The organism is Mesorhizobium sp. Cs1321R2N1, from assembly GCF_037179725.1.
In the GTDB taxonomy this organism is placed as follows: domain Bacteria; phylum Pseudomonadota; class Alphaproteobacteria; order Rhizobiales; family Rhizobiaceae; genus Mesorhizobium; species Mesorhizobium salmacidum.
This window is the reverse complement of record NZ_JAPYKP010000004.1, coordinates 77,646-100,548: the sequence shown is the minus strand read 5'-3', so window position 1 is coordinate 100,548 and position 22,903 is coordinate 77,646. Positions and strand designations below refer to the sequence as shown.

Genomic DNA, 22,903 nt, shown 5'->3' with positions numbered 1-22,903 from the left:
GCTGGAAAGCTGCGCTGCGCTTTGATCTGACATCCAGCCGCTGCGTACGGCAGCTTCTGGGAACTCGCCCGGCTGGGCTTCGCTTACTAGGCAGAGGCGCGCTCTGATACGACCCCGAGAAGGTCTTGGAGCTCCCCCTTGGGCAGTGGCCTGGACAGCAGAAAGCCTTGTAGCTGGTCACAGCCGAGTTTGCGCAGATAATCGCATTGGCTCTCCGTCTCAACGCCTTCGGCAGTGGTACTAAGTCCGGTCGCACGGGCTAAGTTGATAATCGCCTGAACGATCGCCTCGTCACCATTGGAGCGGCCAAAGCCCTGCACGAAGCTGCGGTCGATCTTGATCCTGTCGACTTCCAACGTCTGCAGCCTTCCCAGAGAGGAGAATCCAGTGCCGAAATCGTCAAGTGCAAAGCGCACCCCGATGCTGCGCAGAGCCTCAATGTTGTTTCGGCATTCGGTCCTGCGCTCCGAGAGCGCGCTTTCGGTAACTTCGATTTCGAGCCGCCGCGGATCCATGTGCGTCTCCAACAAGATACTCGTCACCCTCATGGCGAAACTGGGATTGTTCAGCTGCAAGGCTGACACATTTACCGCCAAGGTCTCGATGGGCCAGTGCACCGCGTCAAGGCACGCCTGTCGGAGAACGAGTTCGCCAAGCGGTTCAATTAGCCCTGTTTCTTCCGACAGCGGTATAAACAAGTCTGGCGCAACCCAGCCCCGCTCCAGATCAGACCAGCGGGCCAGGGCTTCGACACCCGTCATCCTGTTTGTGTCGGCGGCGTATAGCGGCTGATAGTGGACCTGGATCTGGCCTGGCATCTCCAGCGCTTTGCGCAGGTCCTGTTCGAGGCCCTTACGCATGGCCAGCGTCAGGTCCATCTCGTGCCCAAAGAAGGCGTAGCTACTGCGGCCGCCGGCTTTGGCATGATAGAGTGCCACGTCGGCTTTCCGCACCAACTCGACCGCGTCCAACCCGTCCTTGGGTGCAACCGCCACCCCGACACTCACGCCGACAAAGACCTGCACCCCGGCGACTTCGAACGGCCGACGGGCAGACTCGATCAAACGCTCGCACAGCGTCCTGACCTCATCCTCGCCTGCGAGCGAACGCTTGATGATGATGAATTCATCGCCACCCAGACGCGCCACTGTGTCTGCTTCAGTCGTCAGCCGCCTTAGCCGGTCCGCGAACTCCCTAAGCAGCTCGTCACCGGCAGGATGGCCGAAGCTGTCATTAACCTGCTTGAAGCGATCGAGGTCGAGGTAAAGGATCGCCAGTTGCTCGTCTGTCGATGGCAGGCGCGCCAACGCATCGGCCAGACGCTCGTTGAACTGACCGCGATTGGGCAGCGCCGTAAGCAGATCGTTATGAGCGAGGTGGTAGATCCGATCCTCAGTCTCGATCAGCTTCAACGTCCGCCTACGAAAGGCAATCAGGGCCACGATAACGCCCGCCAGCACCAAGCCGAACAAGGCGCCCAGAACTGGAACCAGTTGAAAGAGGACAAATGCTCCGGGCCGGTAGGGCCGCCACACGAAGAAGCCGATAGGGCCAGATCGGTCGACAAAGGGATAGGAAGCCTCTCCGGAAGCAACCTTGTCGGCCCAGGAGAACCGCGCGTCATCGAGCAGATAGTCTTGGCGCAAAGAAGTAAGAAGACTGCCGTCGAGATACCGAACGGCTACATGCAGGAATTCCTGACCTGGTATTTGTGCGATGTGGCCACTGTCGGAAACCACAGGCTTGATGCTGACGACTGCGGGGTGACCGGCGATAACGGCCATATCGGAAGCGCCTATGGTGAGCACCTGTTCCGTGACACCCTCGGTATCTCCCCGTTTCAGCCTGGCTCTGAGAGTCTGAACGAGAGGTGCGGTGGTCGCCTGTATGGAGCGGTAGCTGCCGGGGTCAACGATCGAACCGTCGGAGAACGCATAGACAGGCGCATTGTTCGCATCGAGAATATAAACCTCGTCATGGCCAAAGTAGGTGTGCATCCAGCTGCCGAGATTGGTATCGAGCCATTTCGCATCGCCGCTGCGCAACGCGTTAACGGCGTCGTCCCAAACCGTGACGCTCTCCTGGTCGTGCGCTACTGCGCTCTCCAGCTTGGATATGATCAGTCCAACCAGGCTTCTCTGCCGTGCAGCGGCAACGCGGTCAGTCTGGATCGTGGACCAAAGCAGTAACCCGGCGGTGATCATTGCGATGAGCAGTGTCAGCCCGATGACCGGCAGAGCCGTTCTCAAGAGGAAGAGACGACGGGTTGGTTCGGCAAAATGTCGACGTAGTTTCATGAGACCGCTATAGTCGACGAAGACTTCTGGACCGTTAAAAGGCCTGCGCTTCAAGCGCAGCTGCGCGAGGTTGCCAAGCGGCTTGGGGTTCGCGGGCGCTGCATTGCGGCACCCAGACCCACCGAAAAGCTGCGGGTCGAATCCGTGCAAGGATCAATGAAGGGCGAGCTCAAGAGGGGCTAAGATCGTGCTGGACGACCTTCGACTGAGAAACTTGGCGCAGGCCCCTTCCGGACTGCCTTTATGGAACGTTTCAGGGCGAAGCATGCAGATCCGCGCATGTTGAGCCGGACTGGGGGCATTGGGCTGTTCGTCTCTTCTCAGCGGCGTATCGAGCCGCCTGCGGGCCCTCCCCTTGAGGCTTAAGTCTTAGGCCAGCAAGCCTGTAGCCCGGTAATATCGCCGCAACGGTCCTACCCTCGCTTTTCGGGGGCTCAAGCGGGAATATCTGCGCCTCCTGTGCGTTTCCTCGATGTACAAGAGGAGGCGATCTATCATGCAGAAATTGAGCTTCACCCGAGTCGCGCTGCTGGCTCTGCGGGCTTCAGCCGCATTGTTTGTGGTTGTTGCGCCCTATCAGCTCAGCTTTGTCGGCTCGGGCAAACTCCAGCCAGCCGCCGCCTATGCCAAGAGCGAGGGCGGTGGTGGTGGTGACGGCCATGGCGGCGACTCCGGATCTGGCGGCGACGGAGACCACGACGGCGCCTCAGGGTCTGGCGGCAGCTCTGGGCCCGGTGGCGGCGATGGCGCAGGCGGCGACGACAACGGTCATCATGGGCAGGAGCATGTGAATGCTGCAGGCGACAAGGTTGAAGTCTCGGATGACAAAACTGAAGTCACTCATCCCGATGGCACCAAGGAAGAGATCGAAAATGGCCGTCTCGAAGTGAAGGACGCGACAGGGCGGACGATCGTGGAGCGGGCTGCAACACCTCAGGATATCGCGCGGCTGCGTTCGCTGTAAGGACACGAGCCAGCCTGCACCAACCGCACATCACGCCCCCTCGGCCGGACGGCGGAGGGGGCTTTCCTGCATCGCACTCGGCCGGAGTCCGTCACGCACGCTTCACGCAATCGGGACTGCGCAAGTGGCAACCGTTCAAAAAGGCTATTTCGCAAATAGCTTTTGGCGCCGCTATCCGTCGTACAGTGGCCGCCGCGCGGACCTGTGCAACAGTGGCCTGATCTGCAAGAGCATTCGGTCGGGTCGAGGCTCGGTGTCATGTCAACGTCTTCGCCGCCCAATAACCCCACAGCTTGGCCAGATCCAGCACCATGTCCTGCGGAACAACCTTTCTTGCTGGCGCTTACCGAACCATCGTTGCAGATGAACGTGCTGCCTTGGCAGTGTGAAATGCCGCCTTTGCGACCGCTGCACGGCGTATTGGCGGCTAGGGATGGTGAGTCCAGAATTGCCGCTAAGCAAATCCCAGCCAGATACTAGCCAACCGCCTCAAATGCCGCCCGCGCACCACATACTGGCGGTGTCACTGTTGATCCGCCACCGGTGCGTAGCGCATTAACGTCCTGCGGGATCCGACTACGCCGTCATCAATAGTTGCCGTTATAGTAACGGTCATCGCAAGGCGCGGTGTAAATACGGCCGTAGCGATCCTGGTAGCGGCAGAGCTGATCCTCGCGACGTTGCGGGGTGGTTGCGGAGCCGACGACTGCTCCGAGCAGCGCGCCGCCGGCCGCGCCGATCACGGTGCTCTTGGTGTTTCCGCCAATGGCCTGGCCGACCAGGGCGCCGCCGGCGCCGCCGAGCAGAGCGCCAGTGGTCGCCCGCTGCTGGCCTTCCGTCTGCGTTTCGCAGCCTGCCAGGGCCGCCGTCATCAGGACGGCCAAAACCGCTTTCTTGAGTATCATCTGAGGAACCTCCTTGAGGCCGCGTGGGCCGATCGCGCCAAGTGCTGCGGCATTGCGGCGGAACCGCGGCAGGCTCTCTCACGATGTGAGACATGGTTTCTCGCTGGTTGAAGGCTTCATGGCGTGCTGCGAAGGCTGGCTCCTGCCCGACAGCTTGAGGTCGCCAAGCTTTTGGTCGCCATGAATAGTAACCTATAACTACGCGAAGATGGCCACAGCCTTGAGCTCACAGTCGCAGCTAGCCGACGCATCGAGCCCAGAATCGAGGTTCGCCCGCCTGACCGACGCGCAGTTGGCATCGTTGAAACGCCAGTTCGCCAGTCTGTGCAACCGGTTTCGAACACAATGGAGCAGTATGGAATTCTGGCGCTGAGCTTGTCGTGGCACGCGGATATCTCAAGGACCTGACTAAAAAATGTGCGCGCCGCTCGATTTCGCGCGGAAATTCCCCGCAGGCCCCTTTCAGAATTTTGAGGGCGACCGAGCCTAAACAACCAGATGGTTAGCCGCGTCGTTGACGTGGTGGCGCAGACAGTGTTCCTGGCCGGCGCCGATCCGGCCATTTTCCCAACAGCGGCGTTGCATCGTTCTCAATTGCCGAAGTGCCCTTTATTGGGATCAGTGACGGCTCTTCAGTCTTGCGCTTACGTCCAGTTTTCAGGGCCTCGATTTCCTCATCACGCCTTGCGATCCGGCTTTCCAGGTTTGCGATGCGCTCTGTCAAAAAGTAGCGGCCAACGATGAACCCTCCGCCTCCAAAAAGAGCTGCGAAAGTCATGAAGGCTATAGGGTTGGCGATCACCAGAACCGCATTGCTCTGGAAGAAGGTGATCAGATCGTGCATTTTGAACGTCCTCTTAGTTCCGGGGAAGTCTGTGGATTTCCAATCTCACCGGGCCACCTCGATCGCAATTCGTGCAGAGAAGCGCCCGCTCAACGGTACTGAATAGCGCGTCCTTCCCGTATCGCCCGATCAGCGCAGCCGGCTTCACCTCGGCGTGATGAGAGCAAGTCTTGCACCACGCCCGCAGCTTGTGCCATTCGCGTAAGTCCCCGAGGGAGACGTCCAGACCGGCATGAATGCTTCCGTCGACAATTGCCTGTGGCGGGATCTTCACCTCCCCAGGCGTCAAGATTTTTTCCATGACATGCCGGCTGTTGTAGTGGATCAGCAGCATGCCGGGTCGACGGCGAATTGCAGCCTGCCAGGCGGCTTGGCTGACTGTCGCATCCGGGGACGTTGAAATCGTTTCGAGACGGGTCTTTTCCTCCCTGTCCCAGACTTCGATGCGGAAATTGTCCTCGGCCGTATTCGCCATCAGGTCCGTCCCCTGTGCCAGCCGCGAGAGAAGCCGTTGGAAACTGCCGCGCGCGACAGCGCGAACTCACGCTCAAGTTCAGTGTTCCTGGATAGAACGTGCAGCAGTGCGACTACGCAATCGCAGCCCGCCGCAGCGATGGCCTGCTGCATCGCGGTTTCCAACTCCGACATAGCTTCGCCGCCCGGCGCGTTCTGGCGCTTTCCCATAGCCTTGCTCATATGTCTTTCAGGAATAAGGAATATATTCCTGCCTCGTCAAGGCCACTCTTGACTTTTTGTTCTTATTTCGTTCACTGTTGACCAGATTAGCCGCGGGAGGCGAGTTATGAGGCTTCAGCTGGAAATCAAAGGCGCTTCGCCGCAGAGAAGCAACGCGGCATCGAAGCGGCCAAGGCTGTCCTTGCCGCAGCGGGAATATCCGCGGAAGAGGCAGCGGATGGGATAGCCGCGCTTGAAAACTGGGGCGATTCCAGCTTTGACGACGATGAGGCACCCACGGACGACGAGGATGTAGCGGCGGCGATCTGGATGGACGCCAACACGGCGGCAATCATGGCGTGCTGCGCTGACTGGCCAAGTGATGCGGTGCCGGAGACCTATCAATTCCTTGAATTGGTGGATTGATGTCCGACCACGGCCGACCTTCCCAGAAAAAGCCGAAACTCATCGTTGTCGTGGCCTTCGACCGAGGCGAAGATGGCGAACTGTTCACTGCCTATGGCCCGACTGATCAGCAAAGCGAGGAGCGCGCGATCAGGATGGCCAAGGCGCTCGCTTCGACGCATGTCGGCGTGATCGCGTGGAGCCGAGATGCCGACCCTGCATTAGGCGATTACGGTGCGCCCACAACGCTGTTCGTCAGTGGCGATGTCCCAGACATGGAAAGGCGCCGCCGTGTCACGCGCTTTCGGGCCGCACAGTCTCCACGGAGAGCGCCCCGGCCGAAAGCGGCCGCAAGAGTTCGGCCTCGGGCTTCGTAAGTTCGAGCCAAGCCCGCCAATTTTCTGGCTTGAGCACAACCACCTGGCGATTGTGATATGGCGCAACGTCCGGCCCGGGATCGGTCGTGAGCATCGTAAAGGTCGACGGCTTGTTGCCGGCAGCCTCACGCCATAAGCCGGCAATCGCCATAAACGGAGCGCCGTTGAGCGTGAACCGATGTTTGGCCTTTGGATACTTGGTGCCAGTGAATTCGAAGAACGCAGACGCCGGAACCAGGCATCGATTGCTGTTTGCGAATTGCCTGCCTTCCGAGCGGAAGTTGAACACCGGTCCGCCTTTCGGTCCGGATGGTGGGAACCCGAACGTCATCGATGCCAATTCTATGACGTCGCCGGCGGCACGCATAATTGGAGCGGGGTCGTTGATGCGAATGTCGTCTGCCTGGGGTAGATCGAGTTCCGTCTGATGGTTCGGGATCTTCAACGCCAGCGAGGCCATCATCCGGCAATATTCGGCCCACAGGACGTGCTGCTCATAGTCATTGCACATGGGAGGTCCTTCGGCGTTCTTGCAGGAACAGAACGGAGACCTGGACACTTGACAGCGCCAGCATTGCTACGCCGACTTTCGGGTCTTGGCTTTGGCGCCGCCCTTGATGCCTTCCTTGGCCAGGCTCTTGCGAAGAACCGAGGCCAGGTCGACGACATTCTCTTTTGGTGCCGGCACCGGCTTGGGCGGCGCCTTGCCTTTGCGCTTGGCATCGATCATGGCGATTAACGCGTCCTCGTATGTGTCTTCGAATTTTGATGGGTCGAACGTGGTGACTTTCTTGTCGATCAACAGGGCGGCTATCTCAAGAAGGTCTTCGTCGTATTTGTGGTTTTTCAAGCCATCAAACACGGTCTTTTCCGACGTCATCTCATTGTGAGCGCGCAATTCGGTCAGCAGCATCCCCTTCTGGAATGGTTGGATCAGCACCTCGCGCCCGCGCTGGTAGAGCACCACGCAAGAGCGCGCAGCCACGCGCTTGTTCGCCATCGCGTCGCGAAGAACGCAAAAGGCTTCGAGGGAGGCGCCGTCCGCCGGGATCAGGTAATAGGGCTTTTCCAGATATCGGGTGTCGATGTCTTCGATCGCGACAAATGAATCCACCTCGAGAGTGTGGGCCGATGTCAGCTTGAGTTTCTTGATCTCGTCAGGCTCGACCTTGATGAAATGGTCCTTGTCCACCTCATAACCTTTGACCTGGTCCTCACTCTCGACGACATCGCCGGTCTCTTCATCCACATAGGCACTTTTGACAGGCAGGCCATCTTCACGATTCAAAATCTTGAAATGGATTTTGGAGGCCTCGCTGGTCGCACCGACAATCTTCACGCCGCACGACACCGACCCGACCTTCAGGAAGCCCTTCCAAACCGCTCGTGGTGCCGCCATGACCTTGCTCCTTGTCTGCCGCGAATAAAGAACACACGAGGTCGTCACCCGTTCCGTCGGAGTATCCTGGCGGGCGCAGCTACTGGGTCGCCCCATCGGACTGATTTGGCGACAGCATTGCCCATCACCGGGAGATGCTGCGCGCCAGTAGCCGACCTCGTGCAGATTTGCCCGCTTCCACGGCATTGCCGATGACGCGGTCACCGGCTCCAACCCTCATTCGTTGACTCAGCTTGGGCCAAAGCGTAAGCCGACGTTCCCGCCCACGTCCAGGGCGCATCGCTGACCATAAGGTTTTAAAAAATGGACGATAAATACGCCAACGCGCGCGAGCATTTTTTCGCAGCAGTTCGTACGCTGGCCGCCTCCTCCGACCCCATACAAACAAGATTGATTGAGGCAAACCTGAACGTATTGCACGTCACTCTCGATGAATTCGACGGTGACCGGGAGCTCAAGCTCAAGTTTGCCAGGATATTGGACCTACTGGCCGCCGACCAGGACAACATGGAAACGGTCGCCATCGAGACGACCGCTCACATGACGGACTTTGAAGCTGTGAAGGTCGCGGATTTGATCTGCGATTTTTACTACGAACTCACATAGTTACGAGACCGATTTCCCGGGCGGCTCAAGGGTGCGATAGGCGTAGCGTGCGCCGCTCGTCGCTTGCGGCAACACAAGAGCTCCGTCCCACCTTAGAAAAGTACTTAAGTTCGGTTTTCCATCCGCCAGGCAATTCAGCATTGGAGGGCGGCACTTCGCGACGCCCATTGATCCCGAGCTCCGGATCGTACTCCCTTCTGGGTATCGACCTGGATGCCCTAGGCAGTCGCGGTGGACGGGACCGCGCGTTCCTGGAAGGACGAAGGCGACGAACAGGCTCGGTTCGATCGCGCAAGCGACGATCAAAGCTACCAAGGGCAGTCGGTTCAGGAAGACAAGGGCCGCGTTGCATATCTAGCCGCCCTGCCACTTGCACCCGCCGGCACACCACTAATCACTTCACGTGGTCCGCGTTTGCGCGCATCATGGCTGCTGAGTGCTGGCGCCGCAGTCGCATGGCCACGAGTTCGACGCCGGCATCGGCAAGCGCTCCACGCCATTGTTTCAACTTTGAGCAAATGGCAGACCAACCATTGATGCGCTTTTGTATCGGAGTGGACGACGGGTCGCTGCCCCTGCCGAGCTTGTCGAACTGCTTCTGGATGCAAATGCCGAGGCCACGGCGTTTTCGAGGGCATCGATAGGCTCCTTGGTCCGGGTCGATTTTGCGCTCGCGGATGCGCCGCGCCGAGGCCGGTTTGTTGATGGTCAATGTTGCGATTCCTGTGTGAAAGCTGACGGCGATGTGCGGATGTTCAGCCGTGGCCATTGCCAATCTCGGCAGACGGCGCACTGTCGCCAGCATGGTGGCTGGGCACGTTGAAATGGTCCTGTTTGAGCAATCGATCGCCGACAGCGATGGCTTACAGCGACCGTTTTCCGACAGGGTGGCCGATGCTGCGGATAAAACGGCGGGATCTGTTTTGTTCGATGTCCGCATCGACGGGGACGCCAATATTCAGCGGATGGCCGCAATAGGGTACGGTGAAGAGGATGCGGCTATAGTCGTGCTTGAGAAGAGCGGCCGCCTTAGGTGCGCGTCAGTAAATGGTGACGCTTCTCCTTTCGTCGCGGAACTGGCTGCCTGGGAATCGTCTCCGTTGAGCGAGCATGCGCGCGCCGAATACCGCGGCACCGCAATGATCCTGCTATCGAAACTTCGCAGTTCGGGACATTTCAACTAGTCAGCGATTCGGGACGCCCCCAGCCACGGGGCGCGGGTGCACTGCGTGGTAAACGTTGTTTGATTTTGCTAGGCAGCAGTGCAGCTTGGTGTCGAAGTCAGAGGCAATTACAGATGAGGCTAAATTCGTCCCACCTTCGCCGAAGGTCACTGCCCTTAGTTGTCCACACTGCGGGCGCATTAGCAAAGCAGTTTTGGCTAGTCGCCTCCGCAGCGAGATCGATAAGGACGAGACTCCAGACATCTGGACAAACAGATGGCAGAAGAAAATTGGGGCGTCGTATGCGTTGAAGTTCGCAAGGACAGCGGTGCTGTCGTCTTCAGCCACGCCGAGAACTAGTCAGTAGGAGGCCGCTTCCGTGCCCGAACATAAGCAAGTTCCCGCTTTATGAAAGGTTGATTGCGACATTGCGCAGGAGCGCAACCGATTTTCGCATACCTTCCATCGGGGTCAGCATCATGTCCTCGTGCTCGATTGACAAGACATCGTCGTAGCCAACCTGCTTGAGCGCGGTACAGAACTGCCGCCACCAGGTCTCACCGTGACCGTATCCGAGTGTGATGTAGTTCCAGGCCCGTTCGGCATAGAGGTTTGGTGGGCGCGGATCGAGCGTGCCGTCGATGGCCGCGGTGATTGGCTCGATCCGGGTATCTTTGGCGTGCACATAGTAAATGGTCGAGCCGAGCGCTCGAATGGCGGCAATCGGATCCGCCCCCATCCACAGCGGATGACTGGGGTCATAGTTGGCGCCGACCGTTTCACCGACCGCGTCACGGAGCTTGAACAATGTCTGGACATTGTACACGGCCTGATGGCCATGCAGTTCCAGGCACAGTTTGTGAATGCCGGCGTTGTTTGAAAACGCGACGAGGTCGCGCCAGTAGGGAATTATCCGCTCTTCCCACTGATAACGCTGGATCTTGAGGCATTCCGGCGGCCAATCGGTGATGATCCAGTTCGGGTTAGCGTCACCTGGTCCGCCCGGCAGGCCCGACATCATGACTACACGATCGATCTCCATGAGGCCGGCCAGCCGAATGGTGTCCTGTGTCACGCTATGATGGACCTTCCCCTGCGGCCCCGGGTGCAGTGGATTGCCCGAGCAATTGAACGCTGCAATGGTCAGCCCGTGATCCCGGATCTTGGCAACGAATTCCTTGCGCGTGGCGGCGTTCGCCAGCATGGCCTGCAGGTCGATATGGGGCGCCGACGACCAGTTGCCGCAGGCAAACTCCAGTGTCTGAAGTCCAAGCTCGGCCGAGGCGCGCAGCATCTCGTCGAATGAGAGGTCGCCGAGGCTGTCCGTAATCATCCCGATCTTCATCTGGAAGCTCCTCGTTTCGATTGCACTAAAACCTGACGGTCTCGAACCTGCCCGACTTGGCGGAGGCAAGCGCTGCCTCGCACAGGATCATCGCTTTGCGGCCGTCGCTTGCTGTGACGTCGGGCCGTCGCCCTGTCTCGACGCAGATGATGAAATGATCGATCTCGGCAGCGTAGGACTCGGCATAGCGCTCAACGAAGAAGTAGTAGGGCTTGTCGCGCGATATCGCCTTTGCGCCTGATAGTTCGACCGATGTCGGGACCCTGTTGCCGGCCCGCAGCATCCCATCCGCGCCATGCACCTCGATGCGCTGGTCGTAGCCGTAGGCGGCCCTGACGCTGTTGTTGATGTGACATTGCCGGCCGGACGCCGTGCGCAGCACGAACATCGCGGTATCGTAGTCCCCCAGCTTGGCATATTGCGCCGCGACAAGTGACGACCCGGTCGCGAAGAGCTCCACCGGCTCCTCGCCCAACAGGTTTCGTGCCATGTCGAAGTCGTGGATGGTCATCTCCCGGAAGACGCCCCCTCCCCCGGCCAGCGCTTCCTCGGTTTCCGGTTCCGGATCCCGGCTGGTGATGATGACCTGTTCAACGGCGCCGATCTCGCCTTGCGCAAGGCGCGCCTTCAGCGCCCGAAAACTCGGGTCGAACCGACGGTTGAATCCGATCTGAAAGGGCACACCTGCCTTCTCGACAGCCGCCAGACATTGATCCGTACGCTTGAGATCAAGATCGATCGGCTTTTCACAGAAGATCGCCTTGCCCTTGGCGGCCGCGGCCATGGCCAGGTCCGCATGCGTTCTCGTTGCCGAGGCGATGAACACCATGCGGATCGACGGGTCGTTCATCGCGGTCTGAGTGTCGGCGATCTCGGCTCCCGTCAGGGTCGCGGCCTTCGATGCGGCCTCGGTGTTTGGATCGACGATATAGCGCAGGCGCACCCGGGGATGGCGCGCCAGGTTGGCTGCATGCACCTGGCCGATAAGCCCCGCTCCGAATAGACAGACATCGATCATGCGCCTGATTTCCTTGAAAGGCCGCGTCGTGTCGCGCGGCCTTGAGCGTGGCCGGGACGGCGACTTGATTGAGGTGAGTGGCTGCCCAGCCGGGTCGTCATTTGACGGCTCCCATGGTCAGCCCGCGAACCAGATGGCGCTGCACCAGAAGCGCGAAGAAGACGATCGGCAGCGCGCCGATGACGCCGGCCGCCGACATCGAGGCCCAGTCGGTGTCGATGCGGCCGATCAGCGTGGCGGTGCCGCGCGGCATCGTCATCGCCCGCGGTGTGGCCGTCAGCGCCAGCGCGAACAGGAATTCGTTGAAAGTGACAAGCACGGCAAAGATGGCGGTCGCCGCGAGGCCGGGTGCTGCCAGCGGGAGGGTGATGCGCCGGAACGCACCGAAACGGGAATCGCCATCGACCATGGCGGCTTCCTCGAGATCCACGGGGATTTCCCGAAAGAAGCTCTCCATCATCCAGACGCAGAAGGTGATGTTGAAGGCGGTGTAGGTGGCGATTAAACCCAACCAGCTGTCGAGCAGGCCGAGCTTGAGCATCAGCAGATAGACCGGGATCAGGATGACGACCGGGGGCACGATGCGCAGCGTCAGCAGGAACAGGCCGACCTTGCGCTCCATCACGAAAGGCAGGCGAAAGCGGGCGATCGCATAGGCGCCCATGGCGCCGGCGACCAGGGCAATCACCACGGAGAAGAACGTCACCACCAGCGAGTTGGTCAGATAGGCGCCGAACTGCTTTTCGGTGAACAGCCTGATATAATTGTCCAGTGTCGGAACGTGCGGATAGAGCGTGCCTTCCTGGGTGATCTCGCGATTGGACTTCAGCGAGGTCGAGACAAGCCAGTAGATGGGCAAGAGCACGACGGCCAGCACCGCGCTCATTACCCCGACGCGGGCCAGACGACTGTTCATGATGCGTCGACCCTGCGCAAAAGCCGCACGGCGCTAAAGGCCAGGGCAAGCACAACGAGACCGATGGTGACGAAAAGTGCTGCCGCATAGCCCGTCTGCTGGAACTTGAAGGCAGTGTCGTAGCCATAAATCGAGACCAGCCGCGTCGCCTCGCCCGGTCCGCCCCGGGTGAGCACGAACACCTGGTCGAACGTGCCGAAGGCGTCGATCGTTCGAAGCACGATGGCTATCGCCAGCACGGGCCGCATCATCGGAAAGGTCAGGTCGGCAAACATCCGCCAGTTGCCGGCGCCGTCGACGCGGGCAGCCTCGAAAGGTTCGTGCGGCAGCGACTGCAGGCCGGCCAGCAGGATCAGGAACATCAGCGGCGTCCATTCCCAGACATCGAGAACGACGAGGCCGATGAAGGCCTTGACGGGGCTGCCGAGGATCTGCACCTGGCCGGCACCCATCCACTCGGAGATTGCCGTCAGCATGCCGGCATCGCTGGCATAAATCAGCCGGAAGACGATGGCGACCACGACCGGCGTGATCACCATCGGGATGATCAGGATGGTTCTCAGCAGACGGATGCCGCGAAATTCCCGCAGGCAAAACAGCGCCAGGGCAAAGCCCAGGATTGCCTCGAAGGTGACCGAGAGCGCGACGAATTTCACCGTCACCCACAGCGCGTTCAGAAACTGCGGATCGCTCCACAGCTGGATGTAGTTCTGCATTCCGACATCCGCTACGACCGAGCCGTAGCGATAGGCCTTGGTGCTGGCGCGCAGACCGTCCCACAAGGGATAGACGAGCACGCCAAGCACGATCAGCAGGCCTGGCGCCAGCATGAGATAAGGGAGGGCGAGGTCAAGCCCCGCCCCCTGCAGACGGTATTTGCGCCTCTGCGTCCCGCCGTTTGCCATCAATAGTAGCCGACCGAAGACAGGTATTCCTTGACCTGCTTGGCGGCATTGTCCAATGCGGCCCCGCCACCCGAGCCAGCCTGCAGCGCCTTGTTGAGCTCGATGCCGAGCAGTTCCTCGACCTTGGCCCAGTCTGGGGTGCGCGGCCTCGGCAGCGCGCCAGCGTCGAGCTGCTGCAGAGCAACCGGGATCAGGCGGTTGCCGGGCTTGGCAATGCCGAAGGCGCTGCGCTTGACCGGAATGGAGCCTGCTTCCGACAGCTTGGCCTGGATATCGGCGCTGACATACCATTTCAGGAACTCGACCGAGTTGGCTTTGTTGGGTGCCGATTTCGGAATGCCGGCAATAAAGATGCCCATCTGGGCTATCGCCGAAGCCTGCTTCGGCACGACGCCGAAATCGAGCTTGCCCGCCACTTTGGTCTGTGTGGGATCGTCGGCCTTTAGTGCATTGCCGGAATACTGGATGATCGCGCCGGCTTCGCCGCCGAGGATCGCCGCACCTTCCTGATCCGAGTCGAACTCGACGACGCCGTTCGGCGCGTTCTGCTTCATAGTGCCGACGAAGAATTCGGCGGAGGCCTTGCCTTCGGCGGAATTGAAGACCGGGTTCCATTTGTCGTCGAAGAAGGATCCGCCAAACGACAGGAAGACCGGATACCAACTGGTCACGATCGGATTTCCGGAAACGCCGCGGAACACGACCGGATATTTGATCTTGCCCGCCGCCACGCCTTCCTTGCCCTTGGCGATGACCTCGTCCCAGGTTTTCGGCGCACCGCTCGTGTAGACATCGTTGCGATAGGTCAGGGTCTGCAGATCGCCGACGAACGGCACGCAGATCAGCGTCGGCGTGGCGGTTTCGAAGCCTTTCACGCGTGCGCCCTTCTGCGGCGGCCAGTAGCCCATGTCAATCATCGAGCCGATCCAATCCTTGTCACCGCCATGGATGCCGGCCGCTCCAAGATCCTCGAGCACATTGGCGGCGCCGAACTGCGGCACCCATGGATCGTCGAGAAGGTAGAGGTCGTACTGGCCGGCGCTGTTCTTGGCGTCGGCGAACCACTTCTCCAGCGTCACGCCATATTCATCCTCGAGGAATTCGATGTCGAATCCGGCGTCCTTGGCCAGTGGGATGATCTTCTGTTTGAACGGCGTCAGGCCGCCATCGGCGAAAGCGCCGATGATCACCTTCTTGCCGGCCGCCCTGGCCGGGACAGGCAGGCCGAGTGCGGTAAGGGCGCTGCTGGCAAGCGCCAAACCAAGTCCTCCCTTGAGTACGGAGCGGCGAGTAAGTCTGCTGGACTGCGTCATTTCACTCTCCATCACTGTTGACCCTGTGGACGGCCGTGAGGCCGGCCGAATTGAAGAAGCATGCGTTCGACACATCAAAAGTGGCCGCGATATTGGCGCCCACCGCGCCCCTGAAGTCGCGGCCAGCGCGGACCGAGACATTGCCGCCGCCGATGCGAACATTGACCAACGTCTCGTTGCCCATCGGTTCGACAACATAAATTTCACCAGGCAGCGCGTTGGGCGCGCCCGGTGCCGAAACGCTCATGTCTTCCGGCCGCAGCCCGATCTCTACCACTTGCGCCACACGGCATGCCGCCAGTCGGGCAGCGGGGATCGACACCAGCGTTCCACCGATCGCGATGCCTTGTTCGGCAAGCGCGACCGGAAGGATGTTCATCGGCGGATTGCCGACGAAGGTGGCCACGAAACGGTTGGCTGGGCGATCGTAGATATCGCCCGGCGGCGCCATCTGCTGCAGCTCACCGGCGTGCATCACCGCGACGAAGTCCGCCATGGTCAAAGCCTCGACCTGGTCGTGGGTGACATAGAGGGTGGTTGCGCCGAGCCGCTGACAAAGCCGCTTGATCTCGCCGCGCATGGTCAGGCGCAACCTTGCGTCCAGGTTCGATAGCGGCTCGTCCATGAGGAAGGCCGCCGGATCGCGGACGATGGCACGCGCAAGCGCCACGCGTTGCCTCTGGCCGCCCGAGAGCTGGCGCGGCCGGCGATCGAGCAGATGGCTGATTTCGAGGACCGCGGCGACCTCGGCGATCTTGGTGCGGCGCTCGCCGTCAGGCATGCTGCGTATCCACAAGGGATAGCCGATGTTCTCGCCAACCGTCATCTGGGGGTAGAGCGCATAGCTCTGGAAGACCATGGCGATGTCGCGGTCGCGCGGCTGCAGCCGGGTGACCTCACGCTCCCCGATGAAGAGCTTGCCGGCGCTCGGCATGTCGAGACCGGCCAGGATGCGCAACGCCGTCGTCTTGCCGCAACCCGAAGGACCGAGGAGGGCCAGGAACATGTGGTCGGGGACAGCAAGGTCTAGCGAGCGCAAGACGTTCAGCGCGCCGTAGTTCTTGACCACACCTTGGTACAGGACAGAACTCATTGCCGCTCCCCAGCGCCCCGAAGGGTATCAGCTCTCCCGTTCCTTGACCTCGAAACCGGCCTTGAGGGCCAGGTCGCGCAAGTTGCGATAGCCCATCGTCGCATAAGTAAGGGGGTGGGCCTTGCCCGGATCCTGTTCGGCCTCGACCACCAGCCAGCCGGCATAGCCATTGTCGGCCAGCACCCGCAAAAGCGTCAAATAGTCAATGGACCCATCTCCTGGCACGGTGAAGATGCCTTCCATCACCGCGCCCATGAAGCTCATATCCAGGGCGCGAGCGCGCTTCAGCACATCCGGTCGCACATCCTTGCAGTGCACGTGGACGACGCGGCCGACATGACGCTGCAGCAACGTCTCGGGATCGCCGCCGGAAAACAGGCAGTGGCCGGTGTCATAGAGGAGGCCAACGGCTTGCCCTGAACCGCCCATCAGCCTGCCGATCTCGTGATCCGTCTCGACGATGGTTCCCATGTGATGGTGAAACGCCATGCCGACGCCGAAATCCGCAAACCGTTCGGCCAGTCGCGTTATCTTGTTGCCGTAGGACTTCCACTCGCCGTCGGCAAGCTTGGGACGCTGCGAGATCGGATCGTGAATGGCGTCATGGCGGCCTCGCGACGTATCGGCGTAGACGACGTGCTTGGCGCCGAGGTCGCGCAGCAGCGTCAGATGCGGCAGGATGGCGTCGAACTCCTCCTCGACCTCCTTTTCGCAAATCCGGCCATCGTACCAGCCGGAGACCAGCTTAAGGTCATGGGTCGCGAGAACCGCAGCCAGTGCCCTGCTGGCACGCGGGAACTTGCCGCCGAGCTCCGTTCCCGCATAGCCGGCTTCGGCCGTTTCGGAAAGGCAGACCTCGAGTGGCGTATCCCCGCCCAGCTCAGGCACGTCGTCGTTGCTCCATGTGATCGGATTTATGCCTATGCGGACAGCCATCATCGCTCCTCATCGGGCAGGCCATGCCATTGCTGGCGGCGCCTCATCCAACCAATCAGGTCGGTGAAGGCGTTCCGCTGGTGGTCTGTCTGGCCAGTCGTTCCCTATTTCTTTTCATTTAAGCGCCAATCTGTCTCCATCGCGAGAGCCAGTTTGACGGGAAGTGAAGGTGCCAGTTTCAATTGGCGCGGCGCTCGCCTAAGCTCGATCCGCTCTCATGCCGCGAGGCTTTTGCGATGCAGATATCAAGGCGACGGCGCCAAGCCTTTCCGATGGACGCGCTGATTATCGATCGGACAATTGATGAGCCGATCCATCGCCAGCTCTATCGGCAGATTGCCGCGATGATCCGTGGGCGTCGTCTGGCGCCGGGATCGGAATTGCCATCGACGCGCGCGCTGGCTGAGGATCTGGGCCTCGCCCGCAACACTATCGTCGGTGCGTATGACCAGTTGGCGACGGAAGGCTATCTTGCAAGCCGGCAGGGCGCGCGCCCGGTGGTCATCGACCTGCCCGTAAACTCGACCGGTCTAGGCAGCAAACCCAGGGCCACGGCAATCCATCGCCCGCTTTCCAGGCGCGGCGAGAGCCTGATGCAGCAACCCTTCCATCACGGATCGCCGGGACGCTTTGCCTTTCATCCGGGCATGCCGGACCCGCAAAACTTCCCGTTTGGGGTCTGGGGCAGGCTGCTCGCACGCCGGGCAACGTTCGGCGCCGATATGTTGTTCGGTACATATCATGTGACCGGCCTGCCGGCGCTCAAGGAGGCGATCGCCGGCTACCTGACCTCGGCCAGGGGGGTACGGTGTTCTCCCGAACAGATCGTCGTGACAACGGGAGCGCAGGCGGCGTTCGATCTGCTGGCGCGTCTGCTGCTCGATCCGGGCGACACGGTCTGGCTGGAGGAACCGGGCTATTACGCGGCCAAGGCGACTTTCACGGTCGCTGGCGCCAATATTGTGCCGCTTGCCGTCGACCGCGACGGCTGGCAGATGAGCCAGCCCGAGGTTTCACCGCGCCTGATCTATGTGACGCCCGCCTGCCAGCATCCCTTGGGGATAACGATGCGCATGGACCAGCGGCTGCGGCTATTCGAAATCGCCGAGCGCAACAATTCCTGGATCATCGAGGATGACTTCGACGGCGAGTACAGATTTCAGGGAAGGCCGGTCCCCGCCATACAGAGCATGGATTACGCTGACCGGGTCATCTATGTCGGCACCTTTGCCAAGTTGCTGTTTCCGGCGCTCAGGCTGGGGTTCATGGTCTTGCCCGCAGCCTTGTGCAAGGGCATTCCGCATGCGCTGAGCACCACCGGGCAGTTCGCACCCCTGGTGCTTCAGGCGGCGCTAGCCGATTTCATCGATGAAGGTCACATGAGCCGCCACCTCAAGCGCATGCGCCGCATTTACGCCGAGCGACGCAAGTTTTTCTACGAACTGTGCGAGACCGAACTGGCCGATCACATCACTCTTTCGGCGGCGGAAGCCGGTATCCAGGTCGTTGCCTCGCTTCACGAACGCTGTGACGATCGGGCGGTCGTGCATTGTGCCGACAAACTCGGTGTCAACGCATCGCCGCTGTCGAAATATTACTGGTCATCCTCCGGCAATGGCCTGGTGCTTGGCTATGCCGCCTGCAACAAGGCCGAGAGCCAGGCGGGAATCCGACGTCTACGCCAGGCCATCGAGCATGTACGGACCTTGCCGTGAGCCCGTCTGCCCGCGATGAAGTGGTGGTTGGCGCCGCCAGTTGGGCAGCTATCGGCCAATGTTGAAAAAGCTGGCCTAACGTTCGCCGACCAGAATACCGCCGATGGCTCCAGCTCTGTTTTTACACCATCACAGTTGGGGACTACACACCTAGGATTTTTGCTCTGGAGGACGAGAGACCCTTTCGCGTACGGACTGCTCTGTCGTATCAGCCGCAGACTTGACGATTTCACCAATCTTGTCGGCCACCGTGCCTGCTTGTGTGTCCTGCCGTCCAGCTTCCTGCTTGATCGTCTCATAGGCGTCTGCGGCAACCTGCTTGGCCTGATCGACGCCTTGCTCGAGTATGCTCTCCGAGGTCTGGCGAACCTTCTCGCGATATCCGCCCAGTTGCTCATCCTCCATCGCGGTATGGGGCAGCATGGCGCCTATCGCGGCGCCGATGGCGAGACCGACCGCCGCAACGGCCAAGGGCTGATCATTCAACAGCTCCTGTGCCGAGCGGCTGGCTTTCGCAGCCATCCCGCCAGCCGTCGATCCTGCACTGGTAGCGTTGCTCGCCAGTCCTTCGGCGGCACCCCGTGCTGCTCCTGATATTGTGGCTCCAACGCTGCTTGCGGCCGACGAGAGCGATTCAGCGGTTTCGGAGAGCGTGCTGCCCAAGCCGCCGCCCTCCGCCTCGTCACGCCCGCTGGGGGGAGTAGGCGCCGCATACGCGGCCGGGCGGCTCCGGCTGCCGTTCGATGGACCGCTGCCCAGCATCAGCCAAGCCAGACCTGCGCCCACCATCGTCACGGGCAACGGATTGTCCCTGACCTGTGTTCTCAGGTTGTCGAGCATGGCCGAACTTTCTCCCCCCGAGAAGATGCCGGTGAATTCGTCCAGCAATTGCCCCGGTGTCATCTTGCCTCGAATGGATTCGGCGGTTTCCACCACCCTGGCGCGCGCGGCCTCCGCCTCGCGTTCAAGTTCGGCTGCGGATTTCTCGGTCATCTCACTTGTCCCTTGATCACATTCGCGTCGCGCCTGAGCTGTTCCTGCGTCCGGTCAGGAGTAAGTTCGGAAGGCGCCATGCTTGCCATCCCGGTGCGCAGCAGGATGACGCCAAGAATTGCTACCACCACGCCGACCAACAGGGAGGACCACCCGGCGCCCAACCCTGCCCGAGTCAATGCGATGACCAGTGCTTGCAGCAGCACGATCAAAGCCGCGAGCAGGCAGATTGCTCCGCCCAGCACCTCGGCGGCGCCAGCTCCCGTCTTGGTAAGCTTTTCTGAGAGCTCCGCCCGCAGAAGCCTGGCTTCGGTTTGCACCAGCGTGGTGACGTTTTGAGCCAAGTCGGTCACCAGCGTCGCGAGGCTGGGATTGTCCTGAGTGTTCATCTGTCTTGCTCCGCATCCTGCGTAGTCAGGTCGTCATCGGCATTGCCATAGCCTCGGGATGCTCGGGGCCTGTCAGCCGACCAATCAGCAGCTCGAACGGTCTGCGAGTTGGCGTCTCCCGAGGCACTCCGAGATGCTTCGGGGCTTGTCGGTGGGGAGGCTTTGATGAAGCGTCCAAGCGCCAATCCAGCCAATACGGAGCCAGCGAGCAGGGCACCGGGGTTTTGCCGGCCGAAGGACTGCACATCCTCAAGCACCTGGCCGAACGGTTTTTGTTTCAACGAGGAGGAAAGCCGCTCCAGGCCGCCGGCGGCCTCCAAGGCAAATTTCGATGCAGTCCTTTCATCATTGTTGGCCAGGTGATCGCTGGCCGCGCGTAGCGCGCCCCCCAACGCCGCCAAGCTCGATGCAATGTCGCGCTGCGTCTCCTGCGCCTTGTCCGAAACAACCTGCGTGGCTTCTGTCGCGTAGTCGCCAGCCTTGCGGGTCAGTTCGTCGCGGGCATCGTGAAGCAACTCGCTCGCGCGCTCTTTTTCCCGGGCAAGCCTGTCGGAAACGTCACTTGTCGCCTTGTCGAAATCAGCGGGGTTACGGCCCTGGCCGTCATTACGTTGCATGGGTCACCTAGTGAAAACCGAGGAAGGAGAGGACCGCGAGCACGACAACGACGAGGCCGATAAGATAGATGACACTGTTCATGGCACGTTCCTCCGTACTGCCCCAACTTCATGGAACCTGCGATGTTCCGTCGGCCAAGAGCTTTTTGGGATCCAAGAGCAACGCGGGGAGAGTTGGCCGAAAGTTCCTTGTGAGAAAGAATGCCTTCCGAGCCAATCCACTAAGCCACCGTCAAAGTGCGCTTGAGAGAGATCGCTTGACCAAGTTAGGGTCCACCGTGCCCACGCGAATGCCAGGACCGCAATGACCCACGCTCCATCGAGACACTGTCCAGCCGCGCGCAGCGGTGGGCGATCGGACTGACCGAGCAGAAAAGCATCACCGGCACTGACGGCGAGGCTGCCTTCGGCCCATGGTTGGCGGCGCACCTCCGAGAGCAAGCGGCATTTCAGGACGCCGAGGTCTGGACGATCGAAGTCAAACCTCAGGACGGCCGTCACTGCGTGGCGATGCTTCTGCGCGGCTCCGGTCGCTCGACCGTGCTCTTGATCGGTCACTACGACACCGTCGGGACAAGCGACTACGGACAGCTGGAGCATCTGGCCACTCGGCCCGACGCCCTGACAAAGGCATTGCGCGATTCCCTCGTCCTCGCCAAGGCGCCAGCCGCCGTCCTGGCGCACGAGGATTTCGCGGGCGGCGAATTCGTTGCCGGACGCGGCCTTCTCGACATGAAAGCTGGCCTGGCAGCGGGGCTGGCGGTATGTGCCGAATTTGCCGAAAGCGCAAAGCCGGTTGGAAATCTGCTCTTTATCGCGGTGCCGGACGAGGAGAACAATTCCGCCGGCGCCCGTAAGGCGGCACAGATCCTGCCTGGACTCTGCGAGGAGCGCGATCTCGACTTGCTTGCGGTGATTAATCTTGATGCTATCGCGGATGATGGCGACGGCAGCAAGGGTCGCGTCATCGCGCTGGGAACTGTCGCAAGCTGCTTCCGGCCGCCTGGGTGGTTGGCGTCCCCACACATAGCGGCTTTCCCTTGAATGGGCTCAATGCGGGGGCGATCGCCGCCGCGATCGCTGCCCGCATCGAATGGGCACCCGAGCTCACCGACGCGTGCGGAACCGCACCCGGCACGCCGCCCAGCCTGCTCGGGATTGCGGACGGGAAGACCCGATACGACGTTACGACACCGGGGACCGCCCATGCCACTTTCAATGTGCTGAGTTATCGCCGGACGCCCGATGAGGTGCTCGACCGGTTCGATAGCCTATGTGCTGAAGCGGCTTCGAACCTGTTACGGGAGTTCCGGCACCGCGTCTCTGCGCAGCACGAAACAGGTCTGCTGGAGATGGTGCAATTGATCCCGGTCCACCGGTATGAGACTTTGCTGGCGCGTATCGACCAGTCGGAGCGGACGCGGTTCGAAGGTGTTTCTGCCTCGATCGCCGCCGGCGACCAGCCACTGCCCGAGAAGTGCCGATTGCTGACCGAGCAGGCCTGGGAGCTCAGCCGCTTGGCCGGGCCAGCCATAGTGACAGGCTTTCGGATCAATACCCTATCTGCCGACGAACCTTTCCGCGCAGCCGGCAGCCGTCAGGCTGCGAGCGGCTGCAATCGACGTCGCCAATGAGGCAGCGGCACGCTATGGCAATGTGGTCACCTGCGCGGACTATTTCGCCGGGATCTCGGACATGAGCTTTTTTGGCGAAGCGAACGAATCCTCCCTCGACATTGTCGCCCGCAACACGCCGGCGTGGAAAGACGCCGTGCGCTGGCCTCCGAAGCGAGCACTGGCCAACATACCGACCATCAACATCGGTCCATGGGGACGCGATTATCACACGCCGCTCGAGCGGCTGCATGTCGGCTATTCGTTCATCGTCCTGCCGCGGCTCATTCGCGATGTCTGCGCGAGGCTCCTTCAGCCTGACGCGTCGTGATGGAGGGCCCACGCTCGAATACCAACGGCGCAAAGCGGACGCGGTGGCTTTCGCCTGGGGGTTTTGCCTATTCCGCTGCCTTCC

At 60.9% G+C, this 22,903-nt stretch carries 25 protein-coding genes and 1 pseudogene; 8 read left to right on the top strand and 18 right to left on the bottom strand.

The window, feature by feature from the left end; all coding sequences use genetic code 11:
• Positions 1-86: 86 nt before the first annotated feature.
• Positions 87-2,447, bottom strand: a complete 2,361-nt coding sequence (locus O7A61_RS02295; RefSeq protein ID WP_442921034.1) for a putative bifunctional diguanylate cyclase/phosphodiesterase — start codon at positions 2,445-2,447, stop codon at positions 87-89.
• 346 nt (positions 2,448-2,793) lie between these two features.
• Here O7A61_RS02295 and O7A61_RS02290 point away from each other — a divergent pair, with 346 nt between their 5' ends.
• Positions 2,794-3,261 (top strand): hypothetical protein, encoded by a 468-nt coding sequence (locus tag O7A61_RS02290; protein WP_337128201.1) that lies wholly within the window; start codon positions 2,794-2,796, stop codon positions 3,259-3,261.
• A 587-nt stretch (positions 3,262-3,848) separates the two neighbouring features.
• On the opposite strand, the gene O7A61_RS02285 is transcribed toward O7A61_RS02290, so the two are convergent.
• The 4 genes from O7A61_RS02285 to O7A61_RS02270 all read right to left on the bottom strand — a co-directional run bounded on the left by O7A61_RS02285 (position 3,849) and on the right by O7A61_RS02270 (position 5,706).
• On the bottom strand, positions 3,849-4,166 hold the full coding sequence (locus tag O7A61_RS02285; RefSeq protein WP_337108326.1) for a YMGG-like glycine zipper-containing protein: 318 nt from the start codon (positions 4,164-4,166) through the stop codon (positions 3,849-3,851).
• Between the two features lie 502 nt (positions 4,167-4,668).
• A complete protein-coding gene (locus O7A61_RS02280; RefSeq protein WP_337128200.1) occupies positions 4,669-5,010 on the bottom strand; it encodes a hypothetical protein in 342 nt (113 codons plus the stop codon).
• A 13-nt stretch (positions 5,011-5,023) separates the two neighbouring features.
• Positions 5,024-5,485 carry a hypothetical protein gene (locus O7A61_RS02275; RefSeq protein ID WP_337128199.1) on the bottom strand — a complete coding sequence of 154 codons (462 nt, stop codon included), beginning with the start codon at positions 5,483-5,485 and terminating at the stop codon, positions 5,024-5,026.
• Positions 5,485-5,706 carry a hypothetical protein gene (locus O7A61_RS02270; protein WP_337128198.1) on the bottom strand — a complete coding sequence of 74 codons (222 nt, stop codon included), beginning with the start codon at positions 5,704-5,706 and terminating at the stop codon, positions 5,485-5,487. Before O7A61_RS02270 ends, O7A61_RS02275 begins: the two co-directional genes overlap by 1 nt.
• A gap of 404 nt (positions 5,707-6,110) precedes the next feature.
• On the opposite strand from O7A61_RS02270, the pseudogene O7A61_RS02265 reads away from it, so the two are divergent.
• A pseudogene (locus O7A61_RS02265) lies at positions 6,111-6,371 on the top strand (hypothetical protein); the annotation flags it as partial.
• A gap of 13 nt (positions 6,372-6,384) precedes the next feature.
• Here the strand turns inward: O7A61_RS02265 and O7A61_RS02260 are convergent.
• Together O7A61_RS02260 and ku are read right to left on the bottom strand one after the other, a co-directional pair.
• Complete coding sequence (locus tag O7A61_RS02260) at positions 6,385-6,978, bottom strand: SOS response-associated peptidase (RefSeq protein ID WP_337128197.1); 594 nt, start codon at positions 6,976-6,978, stop codon at positions 6,385-6,387.
• A 66-nt stretch (positions 6,979-7,044) separates the two neighbouring features.
• Positions 7,045-8,070 (bottom strand): non-homologous end joining protein Ku, encoded by a 1,026-nt coding sequence (gene ku, locus O7A61_RS02255; RefSeq protein WP_337128215.1) that lies wholly within the window; start codon positions 8,068-8,070, stop codon positions 7,045-7,047.
• Between the two features lie 99 nt (positions 8,071-8,169).
• Here ku and O7A61_RS02250 point away from each other — a divergent pair, with 99 nt between their 5' ends.
• The gene (locus O7A61_RS02250) at positions 8,170-8,472 is read left to right on the top strand and encodes a hypothetical protein (protein WP_027146111.1); all 303 of its coding nucleotides are present in this window, start codon (positions 8,170-8,172) and stop codon (positions 8,470-8,472) included.
• Between the two features lie 394 nt (positions 8,473-8,866).
• Here the strand turns inward: O7A61_RS02250 and O7A61_RS02245 are convergent, their stop codons facing one another.
• Positions 8,867-9,241: a hypothetical protein gene (locus O7A61_RS02245; protein WP_337128196.1), complete on the bottom strand. Its 375-nt coding sequence runs from the start codon at positions 9,239-9,241 to the stop codon at positions 8,867-8,869.
• 34 nt (positions 9,242-9,275) lie between these two features.
• On the opposite strand from O7A61_RS02245, the gene O7A61_RS02240 reads away from it, so the two are divergent.
• The gene (locus O7A61_RS02240) at positions 9,276-9,656 is read left to right on the top strand and encodes a hypothetical protein (protein ID WP_442921035.1); all 381 of its coding nucleotides are present in this window, start codon (positions 9,276-9,278) and stop codon (positions 9,654-9,656) included.
• Between the two features lie 385 nt (positions 9,657-10,041).
• On the opposite strand, the gene O7A61_RS02235 is transcribed toward O7A61_RS02240, so the two are convergent.
• The 7 genes from O7A61_RS02235 to iolE form a co-directional block, all read right to left on the bottom strand.
• A complete protein-coding gene (locus O7A61_RS02235) occupies positions 10,042-10,980 on the bottom strand; it encodes a sugar phosphate isomerase/epimerase family protein (protein WP_337128194.1) in 939 nt (312 codons plus the stop codon).
• 25 nt (positions 10,981-11,005) lie between these two features.
• The gene (iolG, locus tag O7A61_RS02230; protein ID WP_337108313.1) at positions 11,006-11,998 is read right to left on the bottom strand and encodes an inositol 2-dehydrogenase; all 993 of its coding nucleotides are present in this window, start codon (positions 11,996-11,998) and stop codon (positions 11,006-11,008) included.
• Between the two features lie 97 nt (positions 11,999-12,095).
• Positions 12,096-12,914 (bottom strand): carbohydrate ABC transporter permease, encoded by an 819-nt coding sequence (locus tag O7A61_RS02225; RefSeq protein ID WP_337128193.1) that lies wholly within the window; start codon positions 12,912-12,914, stop codon positions 12,096-12,098.
• Complete coding sequence (locus O7A61_RS02220) at positions 12,911-13,819, bottom strand: carbohydrate ABC transporter permease (protein ID WP_337128192.1); 909 nt, start codon at positions 13,817-13,819, stop codon at positions 12,911-12,913. The genes O7A61_RS02225 and O7A61_RS02220 overlap by 4 nt, the downstream gene beginning before the upstream one ends.
• Positions 13,819-15,132, bottom strand: a complete 1,314-nt coding sequence (locus O7A61_RS02215; RefSeq protein WP_337128191.1) for an extracellular solute-binding protein — start codon at positions 15,130-15,132, stop codon at positions 13,819-13,821. Before O7A61_RS02215 ends, O7A61_RS02220 begins: the two co-directional genes overlap by 1 nt.
• A gap of 1 nt (position 15,133) precedes the next feature.
• Positions 15,134-16,225, bottom strand: a complete 1,092-nt coding sequence (locus O7A61_RS02210) for an ABC transporter ATP-binding protein (protein ID WP_337128190.1) — start codon at positions 16,223-16,225, stop codon at positions 15,134-15,136.
• 27 nt (positions 16,226-16,252) lie between these two features.
• Positions 16,253-17,161 carry a myo-inosose-2 dehydratase gene (gene iolE / locus O7A61_RS02205; RefSeq protein WP_337128189.1) on the bottom strand — a complete coding sequence of 303 codons (909 nt, stop codon included), beginning with the start codon at positions 17,159-17,161 and terminating at the stop codon, positions 16,253-16,255.
• A gap of 272 nt (positions 17,162-17,433) precedes the next feature.
• On the opposite strand from iolE, the gene mocR reads away from it, so the two are divergent.
• Complete coding sequence (gene mocR / locus O7A61_RS02200; RefSeq protein ID WP_337128188.1) at positions 17,434-18,876, top strand: rhizopine catabolism transcriptional regulator MocR; 1,443 nt, start codon at positions 17,434-17,436, stop codon at positions 18,874-18,876.
• A gap of 150 nt (positions 18,877-19,026) precedes the next feature.
• Here the strand turns inward: mocR and O7A61_RS02195 are convergent, their stop codons facing one another.
• From O7A61_RS02195 to O7A61_RS02185, 3 genes are read right to left on the bottom strand one after another with little or no spacing between them, the layout of a single operon-like run.
• Complete coding sequence (locus O7A61_RS02195; RefSeq protein WP_337128187.1) at positions 19,027-19,869, bottom strand: hypothetical protein; 843 nt, start codon at positions 19,867-19,869, stop codon at positions 19,027-19,029.
• A complete protein-coding gene (locus O7A61_RS02190; RefSeq protein ID WP_337128186.1) occupies positions 19,866-20,258 on the bottom strand; it encodes a phage holin family protein in 393 nt (130 codons plus the stop codon). The genes O7A61_RS02195 and O7A61_RS02190 overlap by 4 nt, the downstream gene beginning before the upstream one ends.
• Positions 20,255-20,875, bottom strand: a complete 621-nt coding sequence (locus O7A61_RS02185) for a hypothetical protein (RefSeq protein WP_337108305.1) — start codon at positions 20,873-20,875, stop codon at positions 20,255-20,257. Before O7A61_RS02185 ends, O7A61_RS02190 begins: the two co-directional genes overlap by 4 nt.
• 510 nt (positions 20,876-21,385) lie before the next feature.
• Here O7A61_RS02185 and O7A61_RS02180 point away from each other — a divergent pair.
• From O7A61_RS02180 to O7A61_RS02170, 3 genes are all read left to right on the top strand, one after another.
• The gene (locus O7A61_RS02180) at positions 21,386-21,919 is read left to right on the top strand and encodes a M20/M25/M40 family metallo-hydrolase (protein WP_337128214.1); all 534 of its coding nucleotides are present in this window, start codon (positions 21,386-21,388) and stop codon (positions 21,917-21,919) included.
• Complete coding sequence (locus tag O7A61_RS02175) at positions 21,916-22,509, top strand: hypothetical protein (RefSeq protein WP_337128185.1); 594 nt, start codon at positions 21,916-21,918, stop codon at positions 22,507-22,509. Before O7A61_RS02180 ends, O7A61_RS02175 begins: the two co-directional genes overlap by 4 nt.
• Before the next feature lie 61 nt (positions 22,510-22,570).
• Positions 22,571-22,819, top strand: coding sequence for a hypothetical protein (locus O7A61_RS02170; protein ID WP_337128184.1), 249 nt, complete (start codon positions 22,571-22,573; stop codon positions 22,817-22,819).
• Positions 22,820-22,903: the final 84 nt, after the last annotated feature.

What these genes read in the sequence shown, in the direction of transcription:
- O7A61_RS02290 (WP_337128201.1), top strand. Translation starts at nt 2,794, where the DNA reads ATGCAGAAATTGAGCTTCACCCGAGTCGCGCTGCTGGCTCTGCGGGCT.
- O7A61_RS02285 (WP_337108326.1), bottom strand. Translation starts at nt 4,166, where the DNA reads ATGATACTCAAGAAAGCGGTTTTGGCCGTCCTGATGACGGCGGCCCTG.
- O7A61_RS02280 (WP_337128200.1), bottom strand. Translation starts at nt 5,010, where the DNA reads ATGCACGATCTGATCACCTTCTTCCAGAGCAATGCGGTTCTGGTGATC.
- O7A61_RS02275 (WP_337128199.1), bottom strand. Translation starts at nt 5,485, where the DNA reads ATGGCGAATACGGCCGAGGACAATTTCCGCATCGAAGTCTGGGACAGG.
- O7A61_RS02270 (WP_337128198.1), bottom strand. Translation starts at nt 5,706, where the DNA reads ATGAGCAAGGCTATGGGAAAGCGCCAGAACGCGCCGGGCGGCGAAGCT.
- O7A61_RS02260 (WP_337128197.1), bottom strand. Translation starts at nt 6,978, where the DNA reads ATGTGCAATGACTATGAGCAGCACGTCCTGTGGGCCGAATATTGCCGG.
- O7A61_RS02250 (WP_027146111.1), top strand. Translation starts at nt 8,170, where the DNA reads ATGGACGATAAATACGCCAACGCGCGCGAGCATTTTTTCGCAGCAGTT.
- O7A61_RS02245 (WP_337128196.1), bottom strand. Translation starts at nt 9,241, where the DNA reads ATGGCCACGGCTGAACATCCGCACATCGCCGTCAGCTTTCACACAGGA.
- O7A61_RS02240 (WP_442921035.1), top strand. Translation starts at nt 9,276, where the DNA reads ATGGTGGCTGGGCACGTTGAAATGGTCCTGTTTGAGCAATCGATCGCC.
- O7A61_RS02235 (WP_337128194.1), bottom strand. Translation starts at nt 10,980, where the DNA reads ATGAAGATCGGGATGATTACGGACAGCCTCGGCGACCTCTCATTCGAC.
- iolG (WP_337108313.1), bottom strand. Translation starts at nt 11,998, where the DNA reads ATGATCGATGTCTGTCTATTCGGAGCGGGGCTTATCGGCCAGGTGCAT.
- O7A61_RS02225 (WP_337128193.1), bottom strand. Translation starts at nt 12,914, where the DNA reads ATGAACAGTCGTCTGGCCCGCGTCGGGGTAATGAGCGCGGTGCTGGCC.
- O7A61_RS02220 (WP_337128192.1), bottom strand. Translation starts at nt 13,819, where the DNA reads ATGGCAAACGGCGGGACGCAGAGGCGCAAATACCGTCTGCAGGGGGCG.
- O7A61_RS02215 (WP_337128191.1), bottom strand. Translation starts at nt 15,132, where the DNA reads ATGACGCAGTCCAGCAGACTTACTCGCCGCTCCGTACTCAAGGGAGGA.
- O7A61_RS02210 (WP_337128190.1), bottom strand. Translation starts at nt 16,225, where the DNA reads ATGAGTTCTGTCCTGTACCAAGGTGTGGTCAAGAACTACGGCGCGCTG.
- iolE (WP_337128189.1), bottom strand. Translation starts at nt 17,161, where the DNA reads ATGGCTGTCCGCATAGGCATAAATCCGATCACATGGAGCAACGACGAC.
- mocR (WP_337128188.1), top strand. Translation starts at nt 17,434, where the DNA reads ATGGACGCGCTGATTATCGATCGGACAATTGATGAGCCGATCCATCGC.
- O7A61_RS02195 (WP_337128187.1), bottom strand. Translation starts at nt 19,869, where the DNA reads ATGACCGAGAAATCCGCAGCCGAACTTGAACGCGAGGCGGAGGCCGCG.
- O7A61_RS02190 (WP_337128186.1), bottom strand. Translation starts at nt 20,258, where the DNA reads ATGAACACTCAGGACAATCCCAGCCTCGCGACGCTGGTGACCGACTTG.
- O7A61_RS02185 (WP_337108305.1), bottom strand. Translation starts at nt 20,875, where the DNA reads ATGCAACGTAATGACGGCCAGGGCCGTAACCCCGCTGATTTCGACAAG.
- O7A61_RS02180 (WP_337128214.1), top strand. Translation starts at nt 21,386, where the DNA reads ATGCTTCTGCGCGGCTCCGGTCGCTCGACCGTGCTCTTGATCGGTCAC.
- O7A61_RS02170 (WP_337128184.1), top strand. Translation starts at nt 22,571, where the DNA reads ATGAGCTTTTTTGGCGAAGCGAACGAATCCTCCCTCGACATTGTCGCC.